The sequence below is a fragment of the Sorangium sp. So ce693 genome (genome assembly GCF_051521375.1).
In the GTDB taxonomy this organism is placed as follows: domain Bacteria; phylum Myxococcota_A; class Polyangia; order Polyangiales; family Polyangiaceae; genus Sorangium; species Sorangium atrum.
On the sequence record NZ_CP150347.1, the window covers coordinates 7,560,108 to 7,581,291 of the forward strand.

The window sequence follows — 21,184 nt, forward strand, 5'->3', positions numbered from 1 at the left end:
TCGTGACGAGCGCCGCGTGACGATTCAATGGCAGGTGCTCAGTAGGTGAACGCAGCGCTCAACGTCACAGTCGTCCCAACGCTGTACTGGCTGGCGATCTTGTCCTCATCGCCGTCGCTCCCCTTGGTGACGCGGATGGGCGCATTGATGAGGTTCTCGCCGGCCAGCTTCAGCTCGATGTGCTCGCCGAGGCGCTGGGCCAGGGTCAAGTCGATCTGGTGTCGCGGCTGCTCGTACTCGTCCTTCAGCCCCTTGCGACCCACCCGCTTGAGCCGGGCGCCGAACACGTTGTAGAGGAGCCGGGCGCTCGTGCCGGTCGACTCGCTGGCATAATCGAGCCCCAGGTTCACCACGAAGGGGGATTGCCCCTGGAGCGGGTGCGTCGGTGTGCTCGCGATGGTGACCCCTCCCTCGTTGTCATCTGGATCGATCGTCACTTCCGACTGCACGAACGTGAGGTTTCCGAGCGCCGTGACCTCCTTCAGGAGCGGGGTGACGAAGCCCAGGCCCTTCCTGACCTCGAGCTCGACCCCGGCGACGTGACCGGCTTCTGCGTTCACGTAGCTGAGCCTGCCCCTGCCGCCGTTCGGGAAGATGATCTCCTCGATCGGATCCTGGAAGTGCTTATAAAAAACGCTGACCGCGGCCACCTCACCGGCCGTCGGGAAGATCTCGAAGCGGAGATCGGTGTTCACGACGCTCGTCCGCCCGAGCGCCGGATTGCCTTGCGCCTCCATCCCGCTGTATCCTTCCTGATACAAGGTCGAGCTGAGCTCGCGGAGCTGGGGCCGGGCCAGCGTCCTGGACACGCCGAGCCTGACATTCGAGTTCGAGCTCGCCTTGAAGATGACGTTGGCCGCAGGCAAGAGATCGACATTATCGCTCTCGGCCTTGATCTCCGGGTTTGCCGGGGAGTACCTGTCGAACGCCCTCAGCGACAGCGTGGACGCCTCGATCCGCGCGCCGATCACCGCTCGGAGCCATCGTGTGATGGCGGCGTCCGTCATCACGTACCCGGCGTAGAGATCGCTGTTCGCCGTGTAGGAGTCGGTCTCGCGCGTGATCTCCTCCAGCTCGAGCGCCGTGCCGATGTTCTCGTCCGAGAACAGCTGGCCCGGCTCCTGGCGCAGGATCGTCGAGTCCGAGCCCGGGCGCTGCTTGAACCGGAACCGGCGCGCGTTGAACTCGCGCTCTCGAAGGTTGAACAGACCGCCCAGCTTCACCCGGGTCGGGGTGTCCCCCCGAACGAGAGGCTGGGTATAGGAGAGCTGCCCGCCGTAGTTCACGTCGGTCATGTTGCTGAAGAAGTGGGCGCCGCTCAGCGTGCCCTCGTCCCACGAGTAGGCTCCGCTCGTATCGTCCCTGATGTAGACGGTCTCCCTCGTATCGGGCTCGTCCGAGGACGCGTGGGAGATGGACGCCTTCCAGTCGAGGGTGCCGCCGTCCAGCGCGCCGATGCGGTGCTCTCCCTGGAGCTGGCCCAGGGTGAGGGCCCGGGAGATGAACCGCTGCAGCGTGTCGCGAAACACGCTGCCGCCGTCCAGAGGGTTCCCGTCGATCTCGCTGGCCAGGTCCTCGGACGAGCGGCTGTGGAGTCCGGTGATCGTCACCTTGTGGTTCTGATCCGGGTTGTAGGTGACGCTGGCGAAGGTGCCCCAGGACACCTGGTCACGGATGCTTCCGGTGCCGGTGTCGACGTTGGGTACGGGCTCGCCGCCCAGAGGAGCGGGCAGGAAGGCTCTCGTGCGCTCTTCAGCGCGCGGAGCGAACTTCCGGCCATAGCTCAGGGTGGCGATGTAACCGAGGCGCTGCTCGCCGCCGAGCTTCAGGGTGTCGCCGACGACCACGCTGCCGCTCCCGTTCGGCGGGGTGAACGACCGCGTCGTCACCATCGACGAGTTGATCGCCCGCCCATAGGCCGTCATCTCGTCCCTCGTGATGGTGCCGCCGCCCGGCTTGGAGCCAAGCCGCACCACCTTGTAGTCGGGGATCTCGCGGGGAAGCGCGCGCGCGCCGCCGTCGATCCCGAGCCAGTCGGTGCCCGAGCCGGCGTAGCTCAGGCGATCCCGGAACGTCGCCTGGCTGTTCAACCCGAGCGACAGCGATGCCTGGAACAGGAATTGGGTCGGGAGCTCGCGTGTGTTGACCTGGACAGAGCCGCCCACGAAATCGCCGGGGAGATCGGGCGTGAACGTCTTGACGACGGTGATGTCGCTGAGGACCAGCGATGGAAAGAGGTCCAGCGGGACGGCCTGCCGGTCGGGCTCGGGGCTCGGCAGGGGGGCGCCGTTCAGGAGCGCGTTCGTGTAGCGCTCGCCCAGGCCACGGACGTAGACGTACCTGTTGTCGACCACGGTCGCGCCGACGATGCGCTTCGCGGCCTCGGCGGCGTTGCGATCGGGTGTCTTCGCGATCTCCTTCGCGCCGATGGCGTCGCCCACGTGGGCCGCGTTCTTCCGGATGAGCAGCTGCGCCGCGACGCTCGCCCGCTCCGGCTCGAACTCGACCTCGATGACCTCCTCTGTCTGCTGATCGGGATCGAGGCCGACATCGACCTGGACCACCTGCCCGACGGTCACACGTACGTCCTGCACGCGCTGCGGCTTGTGCGCCTCGTACCAGACCCGCAGCTGATGGGTGCCCGGCGGGAGCTCCAGGCGATACCGCCCGTCGAGGTCCGCGATCGCCTTGAGCTTCGTCCCCACGACGGACACCTGGGCGTCGAGCAAGGGCTCTTTCGTGGCGGTGTCGGTGACGACGCCCCACACCACGCCTTTCCCCGCGGGCGGCGGGCGCGACGGGCTCGGCTCATCGAGCCCCGCGACGTCGTCCGCCGCAGGGCCGCCGGCCTGATGCGCCGCGCCGTCCGGCTGCGGCGCAGCGGCTCCGGGGTCGCCCTGCGCGAAGGCCGTGGCCCCCCAGCAAAGCGGTGTCACCAGCGCTGCGACTACCCCCGAGATCCTTCTGCGACTCATGCACCTGTCCCTTCGCGCGCTCCGAGCCCGGGCGCGACTCTCGATTCGATGGCCGGGCGCACGCGCGCCCGTCTGATGAGGAGAGCGCAGGGCCGACTCGCGCCCTCTCCCGTGCACCCCGCCGCGCTCGCGCGCTCGAGCGACGCGGCGGCGGCCGCCGCGCGCCTCGACTTCACCTCATCGGGCCTGTGCCCTGGCTCAGCGCGCGGGCTTCTCCGTCAGGACGGCGATCGTCTTGGCCCCGCCCATGCGCGCGGCGTCCATGGCCTCGACGGCGACCGCGTAGACGGCCTCGTCCTCCGCGTCGAAGTAAAGAACGTTGTCCGAGCGCGCCGCGAAGATGCGCGCGAGCCGCTCCTTCAGCTCGCCGCGCGGCACCTCGGCCTGGTTGATGCGGAGGACGCCGCGCTGATCCACCGTGAGCACCACGGGCTTGTCGGCGTCGACGGGAGGCGGCGCGAGCTTCGCTGTGTCGTCCTTCTTGGGCAGATTCAGCCAGAACTGCTTGGCGAGCAGCGGCGTCACGACCATGAAGATGATGAGGAGCACGAGCACCACGTCGACGAGCGGCGTCACGTTCATGCTCGGCGCGACACCGCCCTTCTTGCCTCCGCCCTGCGGAACGCTCATCCCCATGGCGCTATCCCTCCTCCGGCTCCGCGGACGCCCCGCCGCCCCGCTGGCTCACCTGCAGCGAGATCCCGGCGAACCCGACCTCCTGGCACAGCGCGAAGGCCTCCCGCACGCGGCCGTACCTCAACGAGGAGTCGCCCTTGATGACCACCCGGCGCTCCGGCTCGGCAGCTCGGATGGCCCGCAGCCGCTCGCCGAGCGCGCCGAGATCGGCGACGGCCTCCTTCTCGAGGAACACGGTGCCTGCGCCGGTGATCGTCACGTAGATCGGGTCGAGCTTCGATTTCGACTTCGGATCCGGCTGAAACACCGCCGGCAGCTCGACCCGCTCGCCGTGCTCCATCTGGGGCGCGATCACCATGAAGATGATGAGGAGCACGAGCACCACGTCGACGAGCGGCGTGACGTTGATCTCCGGCTCAGGCGGCGGCTGCCGACCCGAGCGACTGCTCTCCGCTCGAACGCCCATGTTCGTTCTCCATCTCGTCGATGAGCTCACCCGCGCTGCGCTCGAGCGCGAGCTCCACCGCGGCGATACGGGTGGTGAGGTAGTTGAAGCAAAGCACCGCCGGGATGGCGACCGCGAGCCCGAGCGCGGTGACGATGAGCGCCTCGGAGATGCCGGCGCTCACGGCGCCGAGGCCGCCCGAGCCGGTCGAGGCGATGGTCTGGAAGGCCGTGATGATGCCGATGACGGTGCCGAGCAGCCCGACGAACGGGGCCACCGAGCCGACCGTCGCGAGCACCGAGAGGCCGCGGCGCAGGTCGGCGGAGATCGCCTCCCGGCGGCGCGACACCTCGCGGCGCGCGAGCTCCACCGGCGGCACGCCGCCCTCGCCGGCCTCGACGGCGCGCTGGAAGCGGCGCACGGCCGCGCCGACGAGCCGGGCGAGCGCGGAGCTTCCGTAGCCGTCGGCGATCGAGACGAGCCGCGCGGTGTCCCAGGCCTCCATCACGGGGCGCGCCTCCCTCGCGAAGCGCCGGGTCTCCGACGCCTGACGCGCGAGCGCGATGAGCCGCTCCACCACGACGGCGACGCTCGCCAGCGCCATGAGCACGAGGGCGAACGCGACGAGCTTGCTCAAAAGCCCCATGGTCGCCCAGATGTGCCCGAGATCAAACTGCATCATGGCTAACCTCCTTCGTTCCTCGCGCGAGAGGCCGCGTCCGCGGCCGCACGCTCGACGTCATCTCTTCGCCTTGAACGGGATCCTGACCGTCTTGAAGGTCGACACCGGCCTGCCCTCGTGGATCGCCGGCCTGTAGCGCCATGTCCTCACGGTCGCGAGCACCACGTCGTTGAACAGCGGATGGCCACGGACGATGGTGACGTTCGTGACCTCGCCGGTCTCGGTCACCACGAACCGGACGACCACGGTGGCCTCTATCCCCGCGCTCCGCGCCGCCTCGGGGATGGGAGGGAGCGAGTTGGAGAGCGCGACAGGCGGCGTGGCGTTCTCGGGGAGGTGAATCGGCCCTTTCGCCTGCGGAGGAGGGGGCGGTGGCGGCGGCGGCGCGGGCGCAGCCACGGCGGCCGTCCCCGTGCCGCCGGGGACCCCTCCGGGCACGCCGCCCGGTACGCCTCCCGGCTCACCGTAGGTGTCGTCGTTGCTCGCCTTGGCCTGGCTCGGGTCCGCCTCCGCCGGCGCCTCGCTGGGCACCACGGTCGGCGCGACGAGCGCCGGGCGCCGGGGCGCCGCCGGGCGAGGCGCCGGAGCCTCCGCCGCCGGCGGCGGGGGCGCGGGCGCAGGGGCCACGGGGGGCGCCTCGGGGAGCTGGGTGGCGAGCTTGACCTCGACGACCTCCTCCTCGGGCGGAGGAGGCGCGATCGCGCCGCTCAGGCGGGCGGCGGCGAGCGCGACGGCCACGAACAGCAGGAGCCCAGCCGCAACCCCGATCGCGAGCCGCTTCGCCCGCTCAGGATCGGCCTCCCCTGCATTCCACGTCTCAAGATGCATCGAGGCTCCCGACACACGCTGGCGACGACACCGGAGCTCCGCCGGACCTCATGAGAGGGACCGGCAGTCTTCAACGATGTCGCTCAGCATGTGAATCACCGTCTGCACGGTACACCGGCTGTCGTTGCGGCCCGGTGACGGTGGGGCAACGATTGTCGTGCTCGCCCGGCAGGGCGCTCAGGCGCTGCGGCTCTCGGGGAGATCGGGCGAAGCGGCGAATCGATAGCCGATACCGCGGACGGTCTGTATGTAATCGCCAGCGCGGCGCAGCTTGTCGCGAAGCCGCTTGACGTGGGTGTCCACGGTCCTCGTCGTGATGCTCACGTCGATGCCCCAGACGCCGTCGAGGAGCGCGGTGCGCGTCTGCACGCGCTCGCGCGCCTCGTACAGCGCGACGAGGAGCTTGAACTCGAGGAGCGTCAGCTCGACCTCCTCGCGCTCGACCCACACGCGGTGAGCGCCCTCGTCGATCCGCAGGCACCCGAACTCGATGCTCCGCTCCCCGTCCCCGGAGGATTTCGCGCGGCGGAGCACGGCTTGCACGCGCAGCACGAGCTCCCGCACGCTGAACGGTTTGACCACGTAATCGACGGCGCCGAGCTCGAAGCCGACGATGCGGTCGACCTCGTCCCCGCGGGCCGACACGATCATCACGGGGATCCGCTGGGTGCCATCGCTCTGCTGTAGAGCACGGCACACCTCGGTCCCTGGGATGTCCGGCAGCATGAGGTCGAGCAGGACGAGATCGGGCCGCTGGTCCATGGCCAGCCGGACCCCCTCGCCGCCCTGCCCCGCGAGGAGCACCTCATGCCCGGCTTGCCTGAGGTTGTAGTCGAGCACCTTCTGGAGCGCCGGCTCGTCCTCGATGACTAAAATCCGCGCCATGGTGAAGAGCGCGTGTACCCGAGCGATGTGACGGACCGATGACCGGATGGCAACAGGGCGGTGCGGCGGCGAAAAGACCGCGCGGGCACGCAGGCGCAACGGACTCACGACGACGCACGACGAGATGTAGCAGGGGCGCGCAGGCGCAGAGGCGCGGCGAAATGTCACGCGGGCGCTCGCGACGACGTGCCCCGCGGGCGCGCGGCGAAAGGTCGCACGGGCGAGGCGAGATGCGCTAGCCTCGTCCGATGCTGCGGACTTTGCGACTCATCGCGGCCGACGTGCGCCAGAAGGCCACATGGTGCTACGGCAGCGATCCACTGCCGACCCTCCTGAAGACGCTGGCGACCGACGGCACGGCGGCGATGGTCCTCTACAGGTTCACGCAGGCCGCGCGAGCCCACCGGATGCCGGTGCTCGAGATGGTGCTCAACAAGGCGACCAACCTGGCCGGCGGCTGCGTGATCGGGCGCGGCGCGGACTTCGGGCCCGGCTTCGTGCTCATCCACTCGAACGGCGTCGTCATCAACGGCAACGTCCGCGGCGGCTCGAACGTGCTCATCGAGCACCAGGTGACCATCGGCGCCGATCGGCGACAGACACCGGTGCTCGGGAGCGACCTCTTCATCGGCGCGGGGGCGAAGATCGTCGGCGGGGTCACGGTCGGCGACGGCGCCAGGATCGGCGCCAACGCCGTGGTCGTGCACGATGTCGCGCCGAACACCACGGTCGTGGGCATCCCCGCGAAGCCCGTGCAGCGGCGCGAGGACCGAGCCGCCCAGCCCGCCGCGCGCCCAGCCGCGGACGGGACGAACACCTCGCAGAGCTGACCCCTGCCCTATCGAGGCGTCCGGGCGAGAAGCTCTTGCCTGAGCTGCGCGATCTCCTGCCGGAGCGGGCCGATGAAATCGGCGCTCAGGGTGCGGTTCCGCGCCTGCAGCGCGCGCGCCGTGTGCCACTTGCTGAGCGCGAGCCGCGCGCCGGCGCGGATGAAGCTCCGCCCCGTGGCGCCGCGCCAGCCCAGGGTGCACCGGAGCCGGCCGATCGGCGAGCAGACGAGCTCGAGCTCGTCCTGGGTGAGCATGCCGAGCGCGACCTCATCGCGCAGATGATCCCGGATCACCCAGCCCTTGCGGATCACGAGCGCCACGATGATCCCGAAGAACGACGCGACGAAGCACAGCCAGAGCAGGAGCCACGGCATGAAGATGTCGCCCATCGCGCGCCCCAGGGCGGTCGGGAGGAAGTTCCACACCGCGTGCAGCGCGACGCCGAGCAGGTAGCCGCCGATCGGGGCCGTCGCGCGCACCCACGTCCTCGACGACTCCCGGGCGAGCCCGAAGCCGATGCCGGTCATCGACGTGAACAGCGGGTGAAGCCAGGGCGTGAAGACGCCCCGCAGGACGAACGTGCCGGCGAGCACGTCGCTGCCCTGCATCGAGGCGCGCGCGTAATAGAGCACGTTCTCCACCGCGGCGAAGCCGAGCGCGCAGAACGTCGCGTAGATGATGCCGTCGACGATCCCATCGAACTCCCGGCGCAGGAAGTAGAAGAAGCCGAACACGCCGAGCCCCTTGAAGAGCTCCTCTGCGAACGGCGCGCTGACCGATGCGCTGACGAGCTCGCCGGCCGACTCGCCGAAGTTGCTTGAGACGCCGATATGGACGCCTGTGTTGATCAGGATCGAGAAGCCGGTCGCCGCGAGCGCGCCCCACAGGAACGCCATCACCAGGCACCACCACGGCTCGGGATCGTACCGATCGATGATCATCGGGACGAACAGGTAGAGGACGAGCGGCGGGAACGCGAAGAGCGCCCCGACGAGCATCGCGCTCAGCATGCTCCCCCCGGACTCGATGACGCCGAGGAGCGTGAAGAGCACGTTGAGGACCGCGCCCGCGATGAGGCCGATGGCCCAAAGCCACAGCCCGGCGATGCGCAGCCGCCGGTCCGGGTCGAACCTCCGAACGGCCGCCGGGTAGCCTGCGTGGTGATGCGCGTACGCGTGCCCCTGCTGCCGCTGCGCGTAGCCCTGGGGTGCCTGCGGGTACGCGTGCCCCTCCGGCCCGTGCGCATGCCCCTGCTGCCCCTGCGCATCACCCTGCGGCCCCTGCGCGTACGCGTGCCCGTGCGTATAGCCCTGCTGCCCCTGCGCGTACGCGTGCCCGTGCTTATAGCCCTGCGGCCCCTGCGCGTACGCTTGCCCCTGCGGCCCTTGCGCATAACCCTGCGGTCCCTGCGCGTGCGCGTGTCCTGGCGGGCCCTGTGGATACGCGTGCCCCTGCGCGTACGCGTGCCCCTGCGGCCCCTGCGCGTACGCTTGCCCCTGCGGCGCCTGCGCGTACGCGTGCCCCTGCGGCCCGTAGGGCGGTTGCCCCGTGGCGCTCTGCCCCGCGCCTTGCGCCGGATACCCCGACGGGAGCTGCCCACCTCCAGGCTGCGCGCGCTCGCTCAAGCGCTCCGCCGGCCGGGGTTGTTGCGGCACGCCGGGGGAATCGGGACGATGTCCGGGGGGATTGTTCATGGATCGAGCGCTCTCGCGAAAGCCTCGTGACAGCGGGTGACCGTTCAGCCGAGGCGAATCCCCGCCGCGCGCGTGGAGCCGAAAGCAGCGGTGACGATCCGCGGTGGGCGACGCCAGCCTCGGAGCTGTCGCTCACGCCCGTGGGATCGAAGTATCACGCAATATTTCTACCACGGCAGGGACGCGCCGGGCATATATCCCAGCAGCTTCGCCACGGCGCGCTGCCGGCGAGGAGCGCGGAGGCTGTGACGCTCCGCTTCCACGAGTTTCACGCGCTGTCGGGGGTCGGCGGGGTAACGCGGCAGCAGCCTCTCCGCGCCGGGAACGTGGCGGGAGAACGTCAGGGGCGGACGACGCGCGTGCCCGGAGGAGGCGTGAAATCGAACTCGGTCTTCCCGACCGGCTGATTCACGACCGGCGACGAGAAATCGAACCGGTTCCGGTTGCCCTGCGCGTCGAGGATCAGCACGCGGCGGACCTGGTTGGTCTGCCCGTCCACGTAGAGGAGCATCTTCTGATACGCAGGGGTCGCCTCCTTCGGCGTGCCCTCGAGGACATAGCCGCCCTCGAACTTCATCTGCGCAGGATCGAGCAGGCGCAGCGAGAAATCCTTCGTGAGCTGCCCCTTGCCCATCAAGAACGCGAGCGCCGCCGGATACTGAGAGCCCTTCACCGGGGTCTCGAACATCTGCTCGTTGTCCTTCTCGTAGACCTTGATCGTGACGCCGTCGGAGACGACCCGGTTTCCGTTCGGCGCGTCGTAGATCCAGCTCATCTTGCCCGGCTTCTCGAAGGTCACCTTGCCGGTGGAGACCTTCTTCACGTCCTGGACCTTGATCGTGTAGGTCTGGGTGAAGCTCGCCTTGAAGGTCTTCGTGGAGTCGTAGAACTGCTGGACGCGCCTGCCGAGCTCTTCGGCGGTGGGACCCGCGGCCTGGGACTCGCCGGCGGTCGCGAGCGTCGCGAGCACGACCGTGAGGGGCGCCGTCAGCCCGATGAGGCACGCGGCGGCGAGGCGGTTGAGTGAGGTTCGCGTCATCCTTCCCGATCTCCTTTGATGTCCAGAGGCGTGTCGCCCCCGCTCGTCGGCGACGGGGGCGCCGGCGATGCACCGCCGGTTCCGTGCCCTGGCGCCGCACCCTCGCTGAAGCCGGGGCGCGCCGCACAATTTTCATGTTGGACGCGGCGCGGGAGCGTCCGATGCAGGCTCCATAGCACACGGGATGTGCGCCCGGACCGCCCCGGCCGCGCCCGCCGGCCCCCAACCACGCAGTCAACCGAGGCGCCGCGCCTGGCGTCCCCATGTGCGACCAGGGAGCCGCGTCGGCCCGCTCAACCGAGGCGCGCCCGTCGCGGCCGGGCGCGGCGCGGGACGGGCGCGCCCGACGCCGCCAGCGCGGCCGCGAAGCCCGCGGCGCTGAGGTGGGTCATCGCGATGGCCAGCGCGTCGGCCGCGTCCGGCCGCGGGGGGGTGGCGAGGCGCAGGACCGCGGTCATCACCTGCGCGACCTGCGCCTTCTCGGCCGCGCCCCGGCCGACGATCGTCCGCTTCACCAGCGCCGGCGGATACTCCGAGATCGGCACGCCCGCGCGCGCCAGCCGCAGCAGCACGACCCCGCGCGCGTGGCCGAGCTTCGCGGCGCTCTGCGCGTCCTTGGCGAAGAACAGGCTCTCCACCGCGGCCGCGTCGGGCGCGAGCGACGCGATCACCTTGCCGAGCTCGTCGTCGATCTCCACGAGCCGGCCGGCGAACGTCCCGCTCGTGTCGATGTCGATGACGCCGTGCGCGACGTGCTCGATGCGCGTGCCCTGCCGCACGAGCAGGCCCCAGCCGAGGTGGCGCGAGCCGGGATCGATGCCGAGGACCCGCATCGGCTCAGCACGCCCCGTGCGAGGGCGCCACGACGTGGGTCGGGAAGCCCGGCGCGCGCTCGGGCCCCCCGTCTCGCTCGCCCCGCTCGGCCGCATCGAGCGTCCGCCGCGGGAAGATCTTGTGCGGGTTGAGCAGGCCCTTCGGGTCGAACAGCGCCTTGATCTTGCGCTCGAGCGCGATGAGCTCCGGCGACTGCTCGAGCGCGAGGAAGTCCGCCTTCGACGTCCCGATGCCGTGCTCGCCGCTCAGCGTGCCCCGCATGCCGATCACCGCGCGGAACAGGCGCGACAGCGCCGTCTCCACCTGGGGGACGAGCTCCGGGTCGTTCCAGAGCAGGTTGACGTGGAGGTTGCCGTCGCCGGCGTGGCCGTACGTCAGCATGCGGACGCCGGTCGCCGCCGAGATCTCCGCGACCTCGTCGAGCAGCGCCGGGATCTTGTCGCGCGGGACCACGACGTCCTCCGAGATCTTGTAGCGCGCCATGGCGCGCGTCGTGGGCGAGAGCTGGCGGCGCGCCTCCCAGAGCCGCTCGCGCTGCGCCTCGTCCTGCGCGACGAGGACGTCGAGCGCCCCGGCATCCATGCAGACCTCCCCCACGCGCTCGGCCTGGACCTCGCAGTCCGCGGGCTCGCCGTCGACCTCGATGATCAGCATCGCGCCCGCGCGCTCGTCGACCCCGACGCCGCGCGCGCGGACCGCATCGAGCGTGGGGCGATCGAGCAGCTCGAGGCAGCGCGGGACGACGCCGGCGGCGACCAGGGCGCTCACCGCGCGCCCGCTGGCGCGCACGTCCGGGAACAGGCAGAGCAGCGTCATGACCGACGGGGGCTTCGCGATGAGCCGGAGCGTCGCCTCCGTCGTGATCGCCAGCGTGCCCTCGCTGCCGACGAGAAGCGCCGTGACGTCGTACCCCGTCACGCCCTTCACCGTGCGCCGGCCGGTGCGGAGGCGCGTGCCATCGATGAGGATCGCGTCGAGCCCGAGCACATACTCGCGCGTGACGCCGTACTTGAAGGCGCGCGGGCCGGCCGCGTTCTCGGCGATGTTGCCGCCGAGCGCGCACATCTTGAGCGAGTTCGGATCGGGCGGGTAGAAGAGCCCCTCGGCCTCGACGGCCGCGTGCAGGTCGGCGAGGATGACGCCCGGCTCCACGACCGCGATCTGCTCCTCACGGCTGATCTCCTTGATGGAGTTCATGCCGATCGTGGCGATGACGATCCCGCCCCCCACCGGCACCGCGCCGCCCGACTTGCCGCTGCCAGCGGCGCGCGGCACGACCGGCACCTCCGCCTCGCTCGCCGCCCGCACCGCCTTCTCGATGTCGGCCGCCGAGGACGCGAGCACGACCGCATCCGGGCTCACCGGCGGCTGATCCGACTCGTCGCCCGCGTAGGCCGCGCACCCGTCGGCCGATGTGATGACCTTCGAGGGGCCGAGCGCGCGCTCGAGGAGCCGGCGCGCCTTGTCGATGGCCGACGCCGACGGGCGGGGGAACGTGGGGTGCTGTCGCATCTCCCCCATTTACCGCGGATCGCGCGGCGATGCTGGGCGGATCCGCGCGGGCGGCCTCAGGGCTGGCCGCGGCCGGGATCTGGTTCACGGACACGCGTTCCCCGCGCGGCGTGCCCTCGGTCTGCCTGCCAGCGGGCGCGCGGACGCGCCGCGCGATCAGAGCAGATCGAGGAAGGCGAGGAGCGCCTCGATCGCGCCGGGGTCCAGCGCGACGAGGCCCTCGCCCGCGGGCGCGCCGTCGTGGAAGAAGGCGCCCGGCGCAGCGGCGGCGGCCGCGCCGCGCTGGTCACCGGCCGCGCGGCCGCCCGTATCCTCGAAGCGCGCCCGCTCGAGCACCTCGCGCAGCGTCTTCGCGGAGCCGTTCGTGAAGTAGGGCCGCTTCTTGTAGAGCCGCCGGAGCGACGGCACCCGCGCGCCTTCCTCGTGCACATACGGCACGACGCCGGTCTTCTCGTATCCGGCCCTCCCCCACACGATCGCGCCCTCGGGCGCGAACACGAGCGCCTCCCAGCGCTCGAACGGCGCCGCGGAGCCGGGATCGTCGCTGCGGAGCACCGGCGCGTGGCAGCGAGCGCAGCGGTCCCGGAACACCCGGGCGCCGTCGCGCTCGAGCGGGGTGAAGCTCGTTCGGCCGAGGGCGGCGGGGTTCGCGCGGTGCGAGAACGCCATGAGGAAGCTCATCAGCGCGCGGCGGAGCGCCTCGGGCGACCGCGCATCGCGCCCGCCGTCGACGAGCCCGAGATCGGCGAGCCACGGCGCACCTTCGCTCGAGATGGAGAACCAGGGGTCGTGGCCGCTCAGCGCGCCGGCGACGCGGAACTCGTTGTCCGCCACCGCGGTGAGATCCGGATCGAGGGCGCGGGAGAAGTGGGGGCGGTTGTTGAACAGACCGAGCAGCGGCTTGGTCGTGGCGCGCACGTCGCCGCGGCCCGTGTGGTGCGTGCGGCCGTCGACGTAGCCCTCGAAATGGCACGTCTCGCACGTGAACCGGCTGAGCGGGCCGTCGGCCTTGTTCCACGGGGCCATCAGCGAGGTGAAGAAGAGCGCCTCGCCGATACGGATCTCGTCGGAGCGGGCGTCCTCGCCGTCCCGGACCGGCTGCTTCACGACCGCGCCGTCGCCTGCGTCGAGCAGCCACGCGTCGAGCAACGGGTTCGCGTAGGCGAAGGCGCCCCCGCCGAGCGCGGCCATGCCGGCCACGCCGGGGGCGAGCGGGCGGGTGGAGACCTCCGGCGCGCTCCCGAGGCCGGCGTCCGTGGCGCGAAACAGGAGCTCGGCCCTGCGATCGCCGCCATAGCCGGTCGCGATCACGCGCACGCCGCTCGATCCGGGGATCGCCGAGAGCGCGATCGCCTTCGGGGTGAGCACGCCGAGCTCCGAGACGTTCACGGCCGAGAGCCGCGTCACCTCGGGCCGGGCGCCGGCGGCGACGCGGTAGAGGAAGACGAACGAGTCGATGTATCCGAACGAGCCGCCGGTCCGGTCGAGCGGGTGATCTTCGACCCCGCCAGCCGCGAGCAGGAGCCCGCCCCCGGCGCCGCCCGTCTCGAGGGCGTCGAAGCTCCAGATCGGGCCGTCGTGGCGGACGCGCGCCGCGCCGCCCGGGAGCGGGCGGCCATCGGCGCCGACCGGGAGCACGACGAGCGTGTGGTCGAGGAGGCAATCGACGATCAGGTGATGCGCGAGGCGCACGACGCGGAACGGGCCAGCGCCGATCGGCTCGTCCCAGCGCTCGACCTCGATGCGTCCGTCCGCGCCGGCGTGACCAGGGCGCAGCGTGACGAGCGTGCCGGCGCGCTCGTCGAGCGCGTAAAGGAGGCCCTCGGGGCCGGCCGCGAGGTCCCGGACGCCGTGGAGGCCCGCGAGCTCGATGCGCCCCGCGGGCTCGAGCGAGGCGCCGCGGACGGCGTAGCGGAAGAGCGAGGGCGACGCCTCGCCGCTCGCGAAGACCTCGCCGGTGGGCATGACCGCGACCCCTGTCGGCGAGGCCGGCGCGGGGGCGCGGGAGAGCTCGCGAAGCGACGCGTCGAGCAGGACGAGCGCGTCGCGGCCACGGAGCGGGGAGAGCAGCGCGGGCGCGCCCGGCGCGGCGGGGCGGCCCAGCGGATCCACGGGGCGGAGCGCGATCGGGTCGGACCCGAACAGCCGGTCGGAGCTGGGTGCGCGGGAGAAATCGGCCTCCGCTCGGCGCGCCGCCTCGAAGCGCCGCAGCGGCTCGAGCGGGTCCGGATCGGGGGCACCGCCGTGGACCGGCGGCGCAGGGCGGCCGTCGCACGCCAGGGCGGTCAGGCCGAGCGAGAGCGTGAGCGCGAGGCGGACCGCGGCCATGCGCCTGCGCCGCGGGGCAGCGGGCCGAGCCGCCGCGCCGATCACCAGCCGCCGGTGCTCGCCGGCTTCGCGGTCTCGGCCGGCGCCGCCTTGTCCGGCTCGGCCTTGGGCGCGGGCTTCGCCGCCTCGGTCGTGGCCGCGGGCTTCGCCTCGGGCGTCGCCTGGGGCTTGCCCTCGCAGCCGAAGAGACACATGGCGCCGAGCGCCACAAGCACTGTCAAGACATTCTTCATGGGACTCCTCCTGAACGAGCGGGGCAAGCGAAGCACATCCGCTGGGCGCTCGGAAGGGGGGCGCGCCGTCCGCTGCCATCGGAGGCGGCGCGACGGCGGCTGCGTGGGGTTGGCTGCGTCGGCGGAGGCGGAGCGGGCGAGCTTGGCCGCCCGCGTGCAAGAACGTGCAGGAGCGTGCGGGAGCTCGCGCGCTGGATCCAAGGCCGGGCGCGAGATCCGGCGCCCGCGCCCTGGGCGGCCTGGTCAGGTCCCGGGAACGATCTTCACCAGGCTGTTGCGGTTCGCGACGAAGTAGAGCTCGCCGTCGTTGTCCTCGACGACCGCGGTGAGCGCGTTGAAGGTCGGCAGGTTGCCCTGACGCGTGAATGCCGGAGCGTTCGGCGCGTTCGGATCGGGGTTCTTGTTGATGACCGTGATGGGCGACGTCTGCGCCCCGCACTGCATGAGCGCGCCCATTTTCCCTCCGGTGTAGTCGCCGAACAGGTAGACGCCCCGGAGCTGCGGCACCTGGCTGCCCCGGTACACGAATCCGCTGACGACCGACTTGTAGTCGCGGTACGGCCCTGTCGCGCTCTGCCGCCGATCCATGTCGGCGATGGGCGGGGTGTGCGTATCGCCCGCGCGCATGGTGCGCCCCTGGCAGGTATCCGCGTGGGTGCCTTCCCACTTCGGCCAGCCAAAGTTCAGCCCCGAGGTGCCGGCAGGAACGTAGTCGACCTCCTCGTAGCTATCCTGGCCGACATCGCCGATGAAGAGATCGCCCGTCCCCCGGTCGAAGGTGAAGGTATACGGGTTGCGCAGACCATAGTGCCAGACCCGCGAGGCCGTGCCGCTTAAGGGATTGCCGGCCGCGGCGTACGGCTCCGCAGCATTCGGATCGAGGCGCAGGATCTTGCCGAACAGCGAGGCCGGATCCTGCGACCCGCCAGGCTTGTCGCTGTTGCAGGACCCGCCCCCGTCGCCCGTGCCGACGTAGAGCATGCCGTCGGGCCCGAACACGATATGGCCGCCGTTGTGATTCACCGCGGACGCGTCGAGCCGCAAGATCGTCTTCGCCGAGTTCGCGTCCGCCACGTAAGGATCGCTGGACCGCTTGTACTCGACCACCATGTCACGGTTCATGTTCGTGCCCGTGGTCGCCGTCATCATGATGTAGAACTTGCCGCTCGTCGCGTAGTCGGGCGGGAACGCCATGCTGATGACCCCGCGCTCGTCGTCGAAGGTGCCGGAGCTGAGCTGGATCTGACTGCTCACGTCGAGGAAGACCCCGCTGCGCAGCTGACCGCCGGAGAACACGCGGATCTGCCCGGTCTGCAGCACGAGATACCAGTCGCTCGACCCCTTCGGCTGAGCGGCGTAAACCAGCTTGTCCACGCCGGTGACGACGGGAGCGAGCGCCAGCTTCCCGACGTCGGGCGCCGCGCTGGCATCGCACTCCACCGGGTCGCCGCCGCCGGCGCCGGAGCCGCCCTGTCCGGCGGTGGTCCCGGACGACGACGTGGTGCTGCTGCCACCGCCGGAGCCGGAGCCGGAACCAGAGCCGGAGGCGGCGTCGGAACCAGAGCTGGAGCCGGCGCCTGCGCCGGAGCTGGAGGCGGAGCCAGCGCCGGCCCCCGTCCCCGTCTGCGTACCGGAGGAGCCCTGGTTCCCTCCGCTCGTCGCGGAGTCGCCAGAGCTGGTCGCCCCGTCGTCGCTGCACGCACCGGCGCCCAGCGCGAGACACGCGCCGCCACCCAGCGCGAAGGTCATCCACAAAGCCAAGGTTGAACGCTGTTTCGTCATGGGACGCATTCTATACATGACAAGCGCCGTGGCGCACTCATGAACTACTGCCGGACGAAAGAACAGGACATCGGAGCCCGGGTGAGCAGGTGACGGATCATGCCTGCAGAACGTCAACACCCGTTCGCCTGGCCGGCCGACGGCGTGCGTTTGCTCGATGCGAGCTCGGCGACGCCGGCCGGGCTCCTCTCTCCATGGCCTGTGGGCTCAAGGGCCTTCGACAGGCCTGCTCGCCCGGTCGCCACCGCAATCGGGCAATGGGAGAACAGCGCCACTCGACCGGCGTCGAGCAGCATTGCCCACATTTTGATCAGCCGTTCAGATGAAATGCACCTGGCGCACGCCTTTGATGCGCTGCTCACTCGCTGAGGTGGATATTTGAAACAGAGCGGTACGTGCGAGTCCCCGAGGTCCGCTCGGGGCCGGGGCTATATTCCCGTCCAGGACCCTTCTGATCATCGCCTGCGACGGATCATCGCTCGCCACACCCTCGCCACCGGAGCTCGCTGGCCGGCGCGCAGCGTCACCAGCAAGCCAGCCGCGCCGCGCCATAGCGCTACGGCGCCTGGCTCGGCGCGCCGGACGAGCCCCGGCGGTGAGACGTGCTCTGTTTCACGCGCGCGCCGCAAACGATGCCGGCCGACTCGGCATCATCGATCGAGCTCGCCGCACGGCGCCACGTCGGAGAGGCGATCCGTGTCAATCGAGGCGCCGCGTCGAACGCCGGTATCTCCGGGCGCCCTCGCTCACTCCGGCTCTCCGCTGTCATCGGTGCCAATCGGCTCACCCGGCTCGATGCCGGACGGCGTGGGGCATCCCGCGAGCGCCGCCGCTGCGACGACGCCCCCTCCTGCTCCCAGGGCGCTCCGCTCAGAGCGTGCCCGCGATCCAGACGCTCCCGAGGCCCAGGCCGACGCGCGCGCTCCAGGGGGCGCCGGCCGTCGGCCCGCGGCCGCGCACGGACGCCGCAGCGGCATCAGGCGCAGACGGCGCGGTGATCCAGAGGATCGCCCCGCCCACGGCGAGGGCCGCCCCTGCGATGAACACCGCCGTCCCGATGTTGCCCTTCGCGACCGCGTCGTCGCGCAGATCGAGGCCCGTCTGATCGACGCAGCGGCCCGCCTCGTCGCAATGGCCGCCGTCGGTGGCCTTGTCGAACGTCGATTTCGCCATGAAGCCGAGCGCCGTGCCGACGCCGAGCCCGACCACGCCGAGCCCGACCCCCACGATGCCGAGCGGCTTGCGGACGCTCCCCCCCTCCGCCGAGGGCGGATCGCTCGCCGGCGGATGGACCGGGGGCGGCGACGCGACCGCCGGCGTCGGCGCGCCGCTCGCTCCCGAGGCGGAGGCCGGCTCCGTGACGCGCTCGAGCGCCGGCACCGTGACGCTCACCACGCCCGGCTTGTCGATCGTGACCTTCGCCTCCCAGGGCTCGTGCCCAGGCGCGGCCGCGGCGATCCGATGCTCACCCGGGTCGAGCGGCACCGCCGTCCCCCAGAGCGCCCTGCCCACGGCGACCCCGTCCCGCGTGAGGCCCAGCCCCGCGATCGCCGCCGCCGGCGGGACCACGATCTGCAGGCGGGAGAGCCGCGGCTCGAGCGCGGCGGCCCGGGCGCGCGCCACTCGCTCGCGCTCCGTCTGCCCGGCCGAGAGCGAGGCGGCCGCGACGTCGCGGAAGCCGATCCACGCCGTCGCGATCTTGCCGGTGCGCTCGTAGCAGTCGGAGAGGTTGAAGAGGGTGCCGATGCCCGGGTCGATCGCATGGCTCTCGGCGAACTTCGGACAGGCCTCGGCGTGCTTCCCCGCGGCCATCAGCGCGCGGCCCTCGTCGAACAGCGCGACCGCAGCGGCGCGCTCCTCCCGGGTCGGCTCGGCGGCGCGCGCGGCCGGCGCGAGCGAGGCGAGCGCAGCGAGCGCCGACAGGAGCGCGGCCGCTCGACGGCGACCGGCCCCGGCCAGCGGCGCGCGGGAGACCACCGCAGCTCGGCCGGACTCCGGACAGAGGCTCGAGAGACGACGATGGCAAAGCAAGACGGCACCTCTCCTGGGCTCACGGGATGTCATCGCGGATCGGAAAAGAGGTCTTGCGGCGCAGTCGACGTGGGGCGGGTCGGCGGCGGCGTCCGCCCCGACGGCCGCGCGCCCTTCGACGATGCCACCGGTCGCGGCGCCGCAGACCCGCTCTCGGTCGGCCGCGCGGTCGCGAGATCGGACACGGGCGCTTCAGGCGGCGGCGCAGGGCCGCCGTCGAGGAGCTCGGCCGCCTTGCCCGCAGCGAGATCTGCCGCGGGCACCGCCGCGTCGCGCGAGGGTGCCTCCGGCGCCAGGGGCGCCTCCGGCGCCAGCGAGGACGCCGACGCGGCATGCGGCGCCCCACCCGACGCGGGGGCGCGGAGCGCGAACCACACGAGCCACGCGAGCCCCGCGGCGCCCACGAGCGCCGCCGCGAGGGCCGCCGCGATCCCGAGGGCGCGCGCCCCGCCGCCCTGGCGCGACGAGGCGCGCGTGCCGCCCCAGGAGCGATCCGTGGCCGCGCCGTCCGAGAGGAGCGCCGTGGGCGCGCCATCCCACGCGGAGCCGGCCGCCACGCCCTTCCCATCCGAGTCGCTGGACGAGGGCGTCGCGGGCCCGGGCGACGTGGAGGTCGAGCGCCGGGGCGGCCCGGGCGCGCGGCCCGCCTCGGCGCTCGCGTCGAGGCGGATCTGCAGCACGCGCGCGGCGCGGTCAGCCAGGTGCTGCGCGTGCGGCGGCGCGAACCGAGCGAGCTCGGCAGCGAGCTCGGCGATGTTGCCGAAGCGATCGGCAGGGCTCTTCTGGAGGCAGCGCTGGACCACCCAGCCGAGGCGCTCGGGCACGTCGGACCGCTGCGCGTCGAGCCGCGGCGGTCCCTCCAGGATGCGGTCGTAGATGGCCATCGCGGAGTCGCCCCGGAAGGGGACGGCGCCCGTGAGCAGCTGATAGAGCATGGCGCCCATCGACCAGACGTCGGCCCGCACGTCGACGCTCTTCGAGGAGACCATCTGCTCGGGCGCCATGTAGAACGGCGAGCCCAGCATCGCCGAGCTCTCGGTCATGTCGTGCGCCTTGGGCGCGGCCGCCTCCGCCGCGAGGGCCATCTTGGAGATGCCGAAGTCGATGACCTTGATGAGCGGGCTGCCGTCGGCCCGCTGGGTCAGGAACAGGTTGGCCGGCTTCAGGTCCCGATGGATGATGCCGAGCGCGTGCGCCTCCGCGAGCGCGTCGCACGCCTGGAGCAGGTAGTCGCAGGCGAGCGCGACCGGGAGCGGCCCGCGGTCGCGCAGGACGGCCTTCAGATCGGTCCCCTCGAGGTACTCCATGACGAGGTAAGGCTCGCCGCGCGCGAGCGTGCCGACGTCGTACACGCGCGTCACGTGCTCGCTGCGGATGCGCGCCGCGACCTGCCCCTCGCGCAGGAAGCGGGCGACGAGATCCGCGCGCTCGCGGGCCTCGGGCCGCAGGAACTTGATGGCCACCCGCTCGCCGAGCAGGAGATGGCGGGCGGCGACGACAACGCCCATCCCGCCTTCACCGAGGACGCGCTCGACCTCGTATTTCTCCGCGAGGACGTCCCCCACGCTCACCGGTACGACCATGCACGCCCTCGCTCTGCCCCTCCGCTAGTATCAAACCAGCGCGTGCGCGACAACGCGAGCTTTCCCGGAAATCGGCGAGGAGCAAGGGAAGCCGCCGCGCCGCCATTATCCACCCGAGGTCGCGCGTGTCGCGCGCGCATCGCGGGTTCGCCAGCGGCGCGCTCTGCTTGTATATGCATGACGCAATTTCACCATGAGCACCGGTTCACCATGATCACCGAGCCGACCGATCCGTTCGTCCTCGCGCGCGAGCTCCTCGAGCAGCGGCAAACCACCGAACCGACCGACGCGACCGCCATGACGCTGGCCACGGCGGACGCGTCCGGGCGCCCCTCGGCGCGGATGGTGCTGCTGAAGGGCATCGACGATCGCGGGTTCGTGTTCTTCACCAACTACGAGAGCCGCAAGTCGATGGATCTCGCGGCGAACCCGTTCGCCGCGCTGTGCATCCACTGGGCGAAGGCCGCCGAGCAGATCCGCGTCGAGGGGCGCATCGAGCGGGTCAGCGACGCGGAGTCGGACGCCTACTTCGAGACCCGCGCGCGGGGCAGCCAGATCGGCGCGTGGGCGTCCCGGCAGAGCGCGCCGCTGCCCTCGCGCGAGGCGCTCCTCGATCGGGTGCGCGAGATCGAGCTCCGCTTCGAGGGCCGGCCGGTGCCTCGGCCGGAGTTCTGGGGCGGCTACCGGGTGGTGCCGGAGCGCGTCGAGTTCTGGTACGGCCAGGAGAACCGCCTGCACGATCGCGTGGTCTACGTCCGCCACGGCGACGGCTGGCGCGTCGAGCGGCTCTTCCCCTGAGCGCGGCGCCGCGAGGAGGGAGCCCTCGCGGCCGCGCGTCCGGATCCCGACGGGGCCTCCTGCGCGGGG

The 21,184-nt window shown here is 71.7% G+C and carries 18 protein-coding genes; 3 read left to right on the forward strand and 15 right to left on the reverse strand.

What is annotated here, in order from left to right; translation table 11 throughout:
* Positions 1 to 38: 38 nt before the first annotated feature.
* The 6 genes from WMF14_RS28130 to WMF14_RS28155 all read right to left on the reverse strand — a co-directional run bounded on the left by WMF14_RS28130 (position 39) and on the right by WMF14_RS28155 (position 6,451).
* On the reverse strand, positions 39 to 2,975 hold the full coding sequence (locus WMF14_RS28130) for a TonB-dependent receptor domain-containing protein (protein ID WP_437790932.1): 2,937 nt from the start codon (positions 2,973 to 2,975) through the stop codon (positions 39 to 41).
* A gap of 198 nt (positions 2,976 to 3,173) precedes the next feature.
* Positions 3,174 to 3,611, reverse strand: a complete 438-nt coding sequence (locus WMF14_RS28135) for an ExbD/TolR family protein (protein WP_437790934.1) — start codon at positions 3,609 to 3,611, stop codon at positions 3,174 to 3,176.
* A 4-nt stretch (positions 3,612 to 3,615) separates the two neighbouring features.
* Positions 3,616 to 4,077: an ExbD/TolR family protein gene (locus WMF14_RS28140; protein WP_437790936.1), complete on the reverse strand. Its 462-nt coding sequence runs from the start codon at positions 4,075 to 4,077 to the stop codon at positions 3,616 to 3,618.
* Positions 4,028 to 4,738, reverse strand: a complete 711-nt coding sequence (locus WMF14_RS28145; RefSeq protein ID WP_272093989.1) for a MotA/TolQ/ExbB proton channel family protein — start codon at positions 4,736 to 4,738, stop codon at positions 4,028 to 4,030. Before WMF14_RS28145 ends, WMF14_RS28140 begins: the two co-directional genes overlap by 50 nt.
* A gap of 57 nt (positions 4,739 to 4,795) precedes the next feature.
* Positions 4,796 to 5,566: an energy transducer TonB gene (locus WMF14_RS28150; protein ID WP_437790938.1), complete on the reverse strand. Its 771-nt coding sequence runs from the start codon at positions 5,564 to 5,566 to the stop codon at positions 4,796 to 4,798.
* 177 nt (positions 5,567 to 5,743) lie between these two features.
* The gene (locus tag WMF14_RS28155; protein ID WP_272093991.1) at positions 5,744 to 6,451 is read right to left on the reverse strand and encodes a response regulator; all 708 of its coding nucleotides are present in this window, start codon (positions 6,449 to 6,451) and stop codon (positions 5,744 to 5,746) included.
* A 248-nt stretch (positions 6,452 to 6,699) separates the two neighbouring features.
* Here WMF14_RS28155 and WMF14_RS28160 point away from each other — a divergent pair, with 248 nt between their 5' ends.
* Positions 6,700 to 7,281 carry a serine O-acetyltransferase gene (locus WMF14_RS28160; protein ID WP_437739493.1) on the forward strand — a complete coding sequence of 194 codons (582 nt, stop codon included), beginning with the start codon at positions 6,700 to 6,702 and terminating at the stop codon, positions 7,279 to 7,281.
* Between the two features lie 8 nt (positions 7,282 to 7,289).
* Here WMF14_RS28160 and WMF14_RS28165 read toward each other — a convergent pair whose 3' ends face one another.
* The 7 genes from WMF14_RS28165 to WMF14_RS28195 form a co-directional block, all read right to left on the reverse strand.
* A complete protein-coding gene (locus tag WMF14_RS28165) occupies positions 7,290 to 8,936 on the reverse strand; it encodes a PrsW family glutamic-type intramembrane protease (protein ID WP_437790941.1) in 1,647 nt (548 codons plus the stop codon).
* A 379-nt stretch (positions 8,937 to 9,315) separates the two neighbouring features.
* Positions 9,316 to 10,014 carry a LolA family protein gene (locus WMF14_RS28170; RefSeq protein ID WP_012237707.1) on the reverse strand — a complete coding sequence of 233 codons (699 nt, stop codon included), beginning with the start codon at positions 10,012 to 10,014 and terminating at the stop codon, positions 9,316 to 9,318.
* 293 nt (positions 10,015 to 10,307) lie between these two features.
* Entirely contained in the window at positions 10,308 to 10,847 is a 540-nt protein-coding gene (gene ruvC / locus WMF14_RS28175; RefSeq protein ID WP_437790943.1) for a crossover junction endodeoxyribonuclease RuvC, read from the reverse strand.
* Positions 10,848 to 10,851: 4 nt separating this feature from the next.
* Positions 10,852 to 12,360 (reverse strand): FAD-binding oxidoreductase, encoded by a 1,509-nt coding sequence (locus tag WMF14_RS28180; protein ID WP_437790945.1) that lies wholly within the window; start codon positions 12,358 to 12,360, stop codon positions 10,852 to 10,854.
* A gap of 156 nt (positions 12,361 to 12,516) precedes the next feature.
* On the reverse strand, positions 12,517 to 14,688 hold the full coding sequence (locus tag WMF14_RS28185; protein ID WP_437790947.1) for a hypothetical protein: 2,172 nt from the start codon (positions 14,686 to 14,688) through the stop codon (positions 12,517 to 12,519).
* Positions 14,689 to 14,729: 41 nt separating this feature from the next.
* Positions 14,730 to 14,921 carry a hypothetical protein gene (locus WMF14_RS28190; RefSeq protein ID WP_272093998.1) on the reverse strand — a complete coding sequence of 64 codons (192 nt, stop codon included), beginning with the start codon at positions 14,919 to 14,921 and terminating at the stop codon, positions 14,730 to 14,732.
* A gap of 243 nt (positions 14,922 to 15,164) precedes the next feature.
* The gene (locus WMF14_RS28195) at positions 15,165 to 16,670 is read right to left on the reverse strand and encodes a PQQ-dependent sugar dehydrogenase (RefSeq protein ID WP_437790949.1); all 1,506 of its coding nucleotides are present in this window, start codon (positions 16,668 to 16,670) and stop codon (positions 15,165 to 15,167) included.
* Between the two features lie 132 nt (positions 16,671 to 16,802).
* On the opposite strand from WMF14_RS28195, the gene WMF14_RS28200 reads away from it, so the two are divergent.
* Positions 16,803 to 17,072, forward strand: coding sequence for a hypothetical protein (locus WMF14_RS28200; protein WP_437790951.1), 270 nt, complete (start codon positions 16,803 to 16,805; stop codon positions 17,070 to 17,072).
* Positions 17,073 to 17,573: 501 nt separating this feature from the next.
* Here the strand turns inward: WMF14_RS28200 and WMF14_RS28205 are convergent.
* Both WMF14_RS28205 and WMF14_RS28210 read right to left on the reverse strand, forming a co-directional pair.
* Positions 17,574 to 18,680, reverse strand: coding sequence for a hypothetical protein (locus WMF14_RS28205; protein ID WP_437790952.1), 1,107 nt, complete (start codon positions 18,678 to 18,680; stop codon positions 17,574 to 17,576).
* An 83-nt stretch (positions 18,681 to 18,763) separates the two neighbouring features.
* On the reverse strand, positions 18,764 to 20,317 hold the full coding sequence (locus WMF14_RS28210) for a serine/threonine-protein kinase (protein ID WP_437790954.1): 1,554 nt from the start codon (positions 20,315 to 20,317) through the stop codon (positions 18,764 to 18,766).
* 177 nt (positions 20,318 to 20,494) lie between these two features.
* Here WMF14_RS28210 and pdxH point away from each other — a divergent pair, with 177 nt between their 5' ends.
* Positions 20,495 to 21,115 (forward strand): pyridoxamine 5'-phosphate oxidase, encoded by a 621-nt coding sequence (gene pdxH, locus WMF14_RS28215; protein ID WP_272094002.1) that lies wholly within the window; start codon positions 20,495 to 20,497, stop codon positions 21,113 to 21,115.
* Positions 21,116 to 21,184 lie beyond the last annotated feature (69 nt).

Excerpts from the sequence above, each read along its gene's own strand:
- WMF14_RS28130 (WP_437790932.1), bottom strand. The coding sequence starts at position 2,975 with ATGAGTCGCAGAAGGATCTCGGGGGTAGTCGCAGCGCTGGTGACACCG.
- WMF14_RS28135 (WP_437790934.1), bottom strand. The coding sequence starts at position 3,611 with ATGGGGATGAGCGTTCCGCAGGGCGGAGGCAAGAAGGGCGGTGTCGCG.
- WMF14_RS28140 (WP_437790936.1), bottom strand. The coding sequence starts at position 4,077 with ATGGGCGTTCGAGCGGAGAGCAGTCGCTCGGGTCGGCAGCCGCCGCCT.
- WMF14_RS28145 (WP_272093989.1), bottom strand. The coding sequence starts at position 4,738 with ATGATGCAGTTTGATCTCGGGCACATCTGGGCGACCATGGGGCTTTTG.
- WMF14_RS28150 (WP_437790938.1), bottom strand. The coding sequence starts at position 5,566 with ATGCATCTTGAGACGTGGAATGCAGGGGAGGCCGATCCTGAGCGGGCG.
- WMF14_RS28155 (WP_272093991.1), bottom strand. The coding sequence starts at position 6,451 with ATGGCGCGGATTTTAGTCATCGAGGACGAGCCGGCGCTCCAGAAGGTG.
- WMF14_RS28160 (WP_437739493.1), top strand. The coding sequence starts at position 6,700 with ATGCTGCGGACTTTGCGACTCATCGCGGCCGACGTGCGCCAGAAGGCC.
- WMF14_RS28170 (WP_012237707.1), bottom strand. The coding sequence starts at position 10,014 with ATGACGCGAACCTCACTCAACCGCCTCGCCGCCGCGTGCCTCATCGGG.
- ruvC (WP_437790943.1), bottom strand. The coding sequence starts at position 10,847 with ATGCGGGTCCTCGGCATCGATCCCGGCTCGCGCCACCTCGGCTGGGGC.
- WMF14_RS28180 (WP_437790945.1), bottom strand. The coding sequence starts at position 12,360 with ATGCGACAGCACCCCACGTTCCCCCGCCCGTCGGCGTCGGCCATCGAC.
- WMF14_RS28185 (WP_437790947.1), bottom strand. The coding sequence starts at position 14,688 with ATGGCCGCGGTCCGCCTCGCGCTCACGCTCTCGCTCGGCCTGACCGCC.
- WMF14_RS28190 (WP_272093998.1), bottom strand. The coding sequence starts at position 14,921 with ATGAAGAATGTCTTGACAGTGCTTGTGGCGCTCGGCGCCATGTGTCTC.
- WMF14_RS28195 (WP_437790949.1), bottom strand. The coding sequence starts at position 16,670 with ATGACCTTCGCGCTGGGTGGCGGCGCGTGTCTCGCGCTGGGCGCCGGT.
- WMF14_RS28200 (WP_437790951.1), top strand. The coding sequence starts at position 16,803 with ATGCCTGCAGAACGTCAACACCCGTTCGCCTGGCCGGCCGACGGCGTG.
- WMF14_RS28210 (WP_437790954.1), bottom strand. The coding sequence starts at position 20,317 with ATGGTCGTACCGGTGAGCGTGGGGGACGTCCTCGCGGAGAAATACGAG.
- pdxH (WP_272094002.1), top strand. The coding sequence starts at position 20,495 with ATGACGCAATTTCACCATGAGCACCGGTTCACCATGATCACCGAGCCG.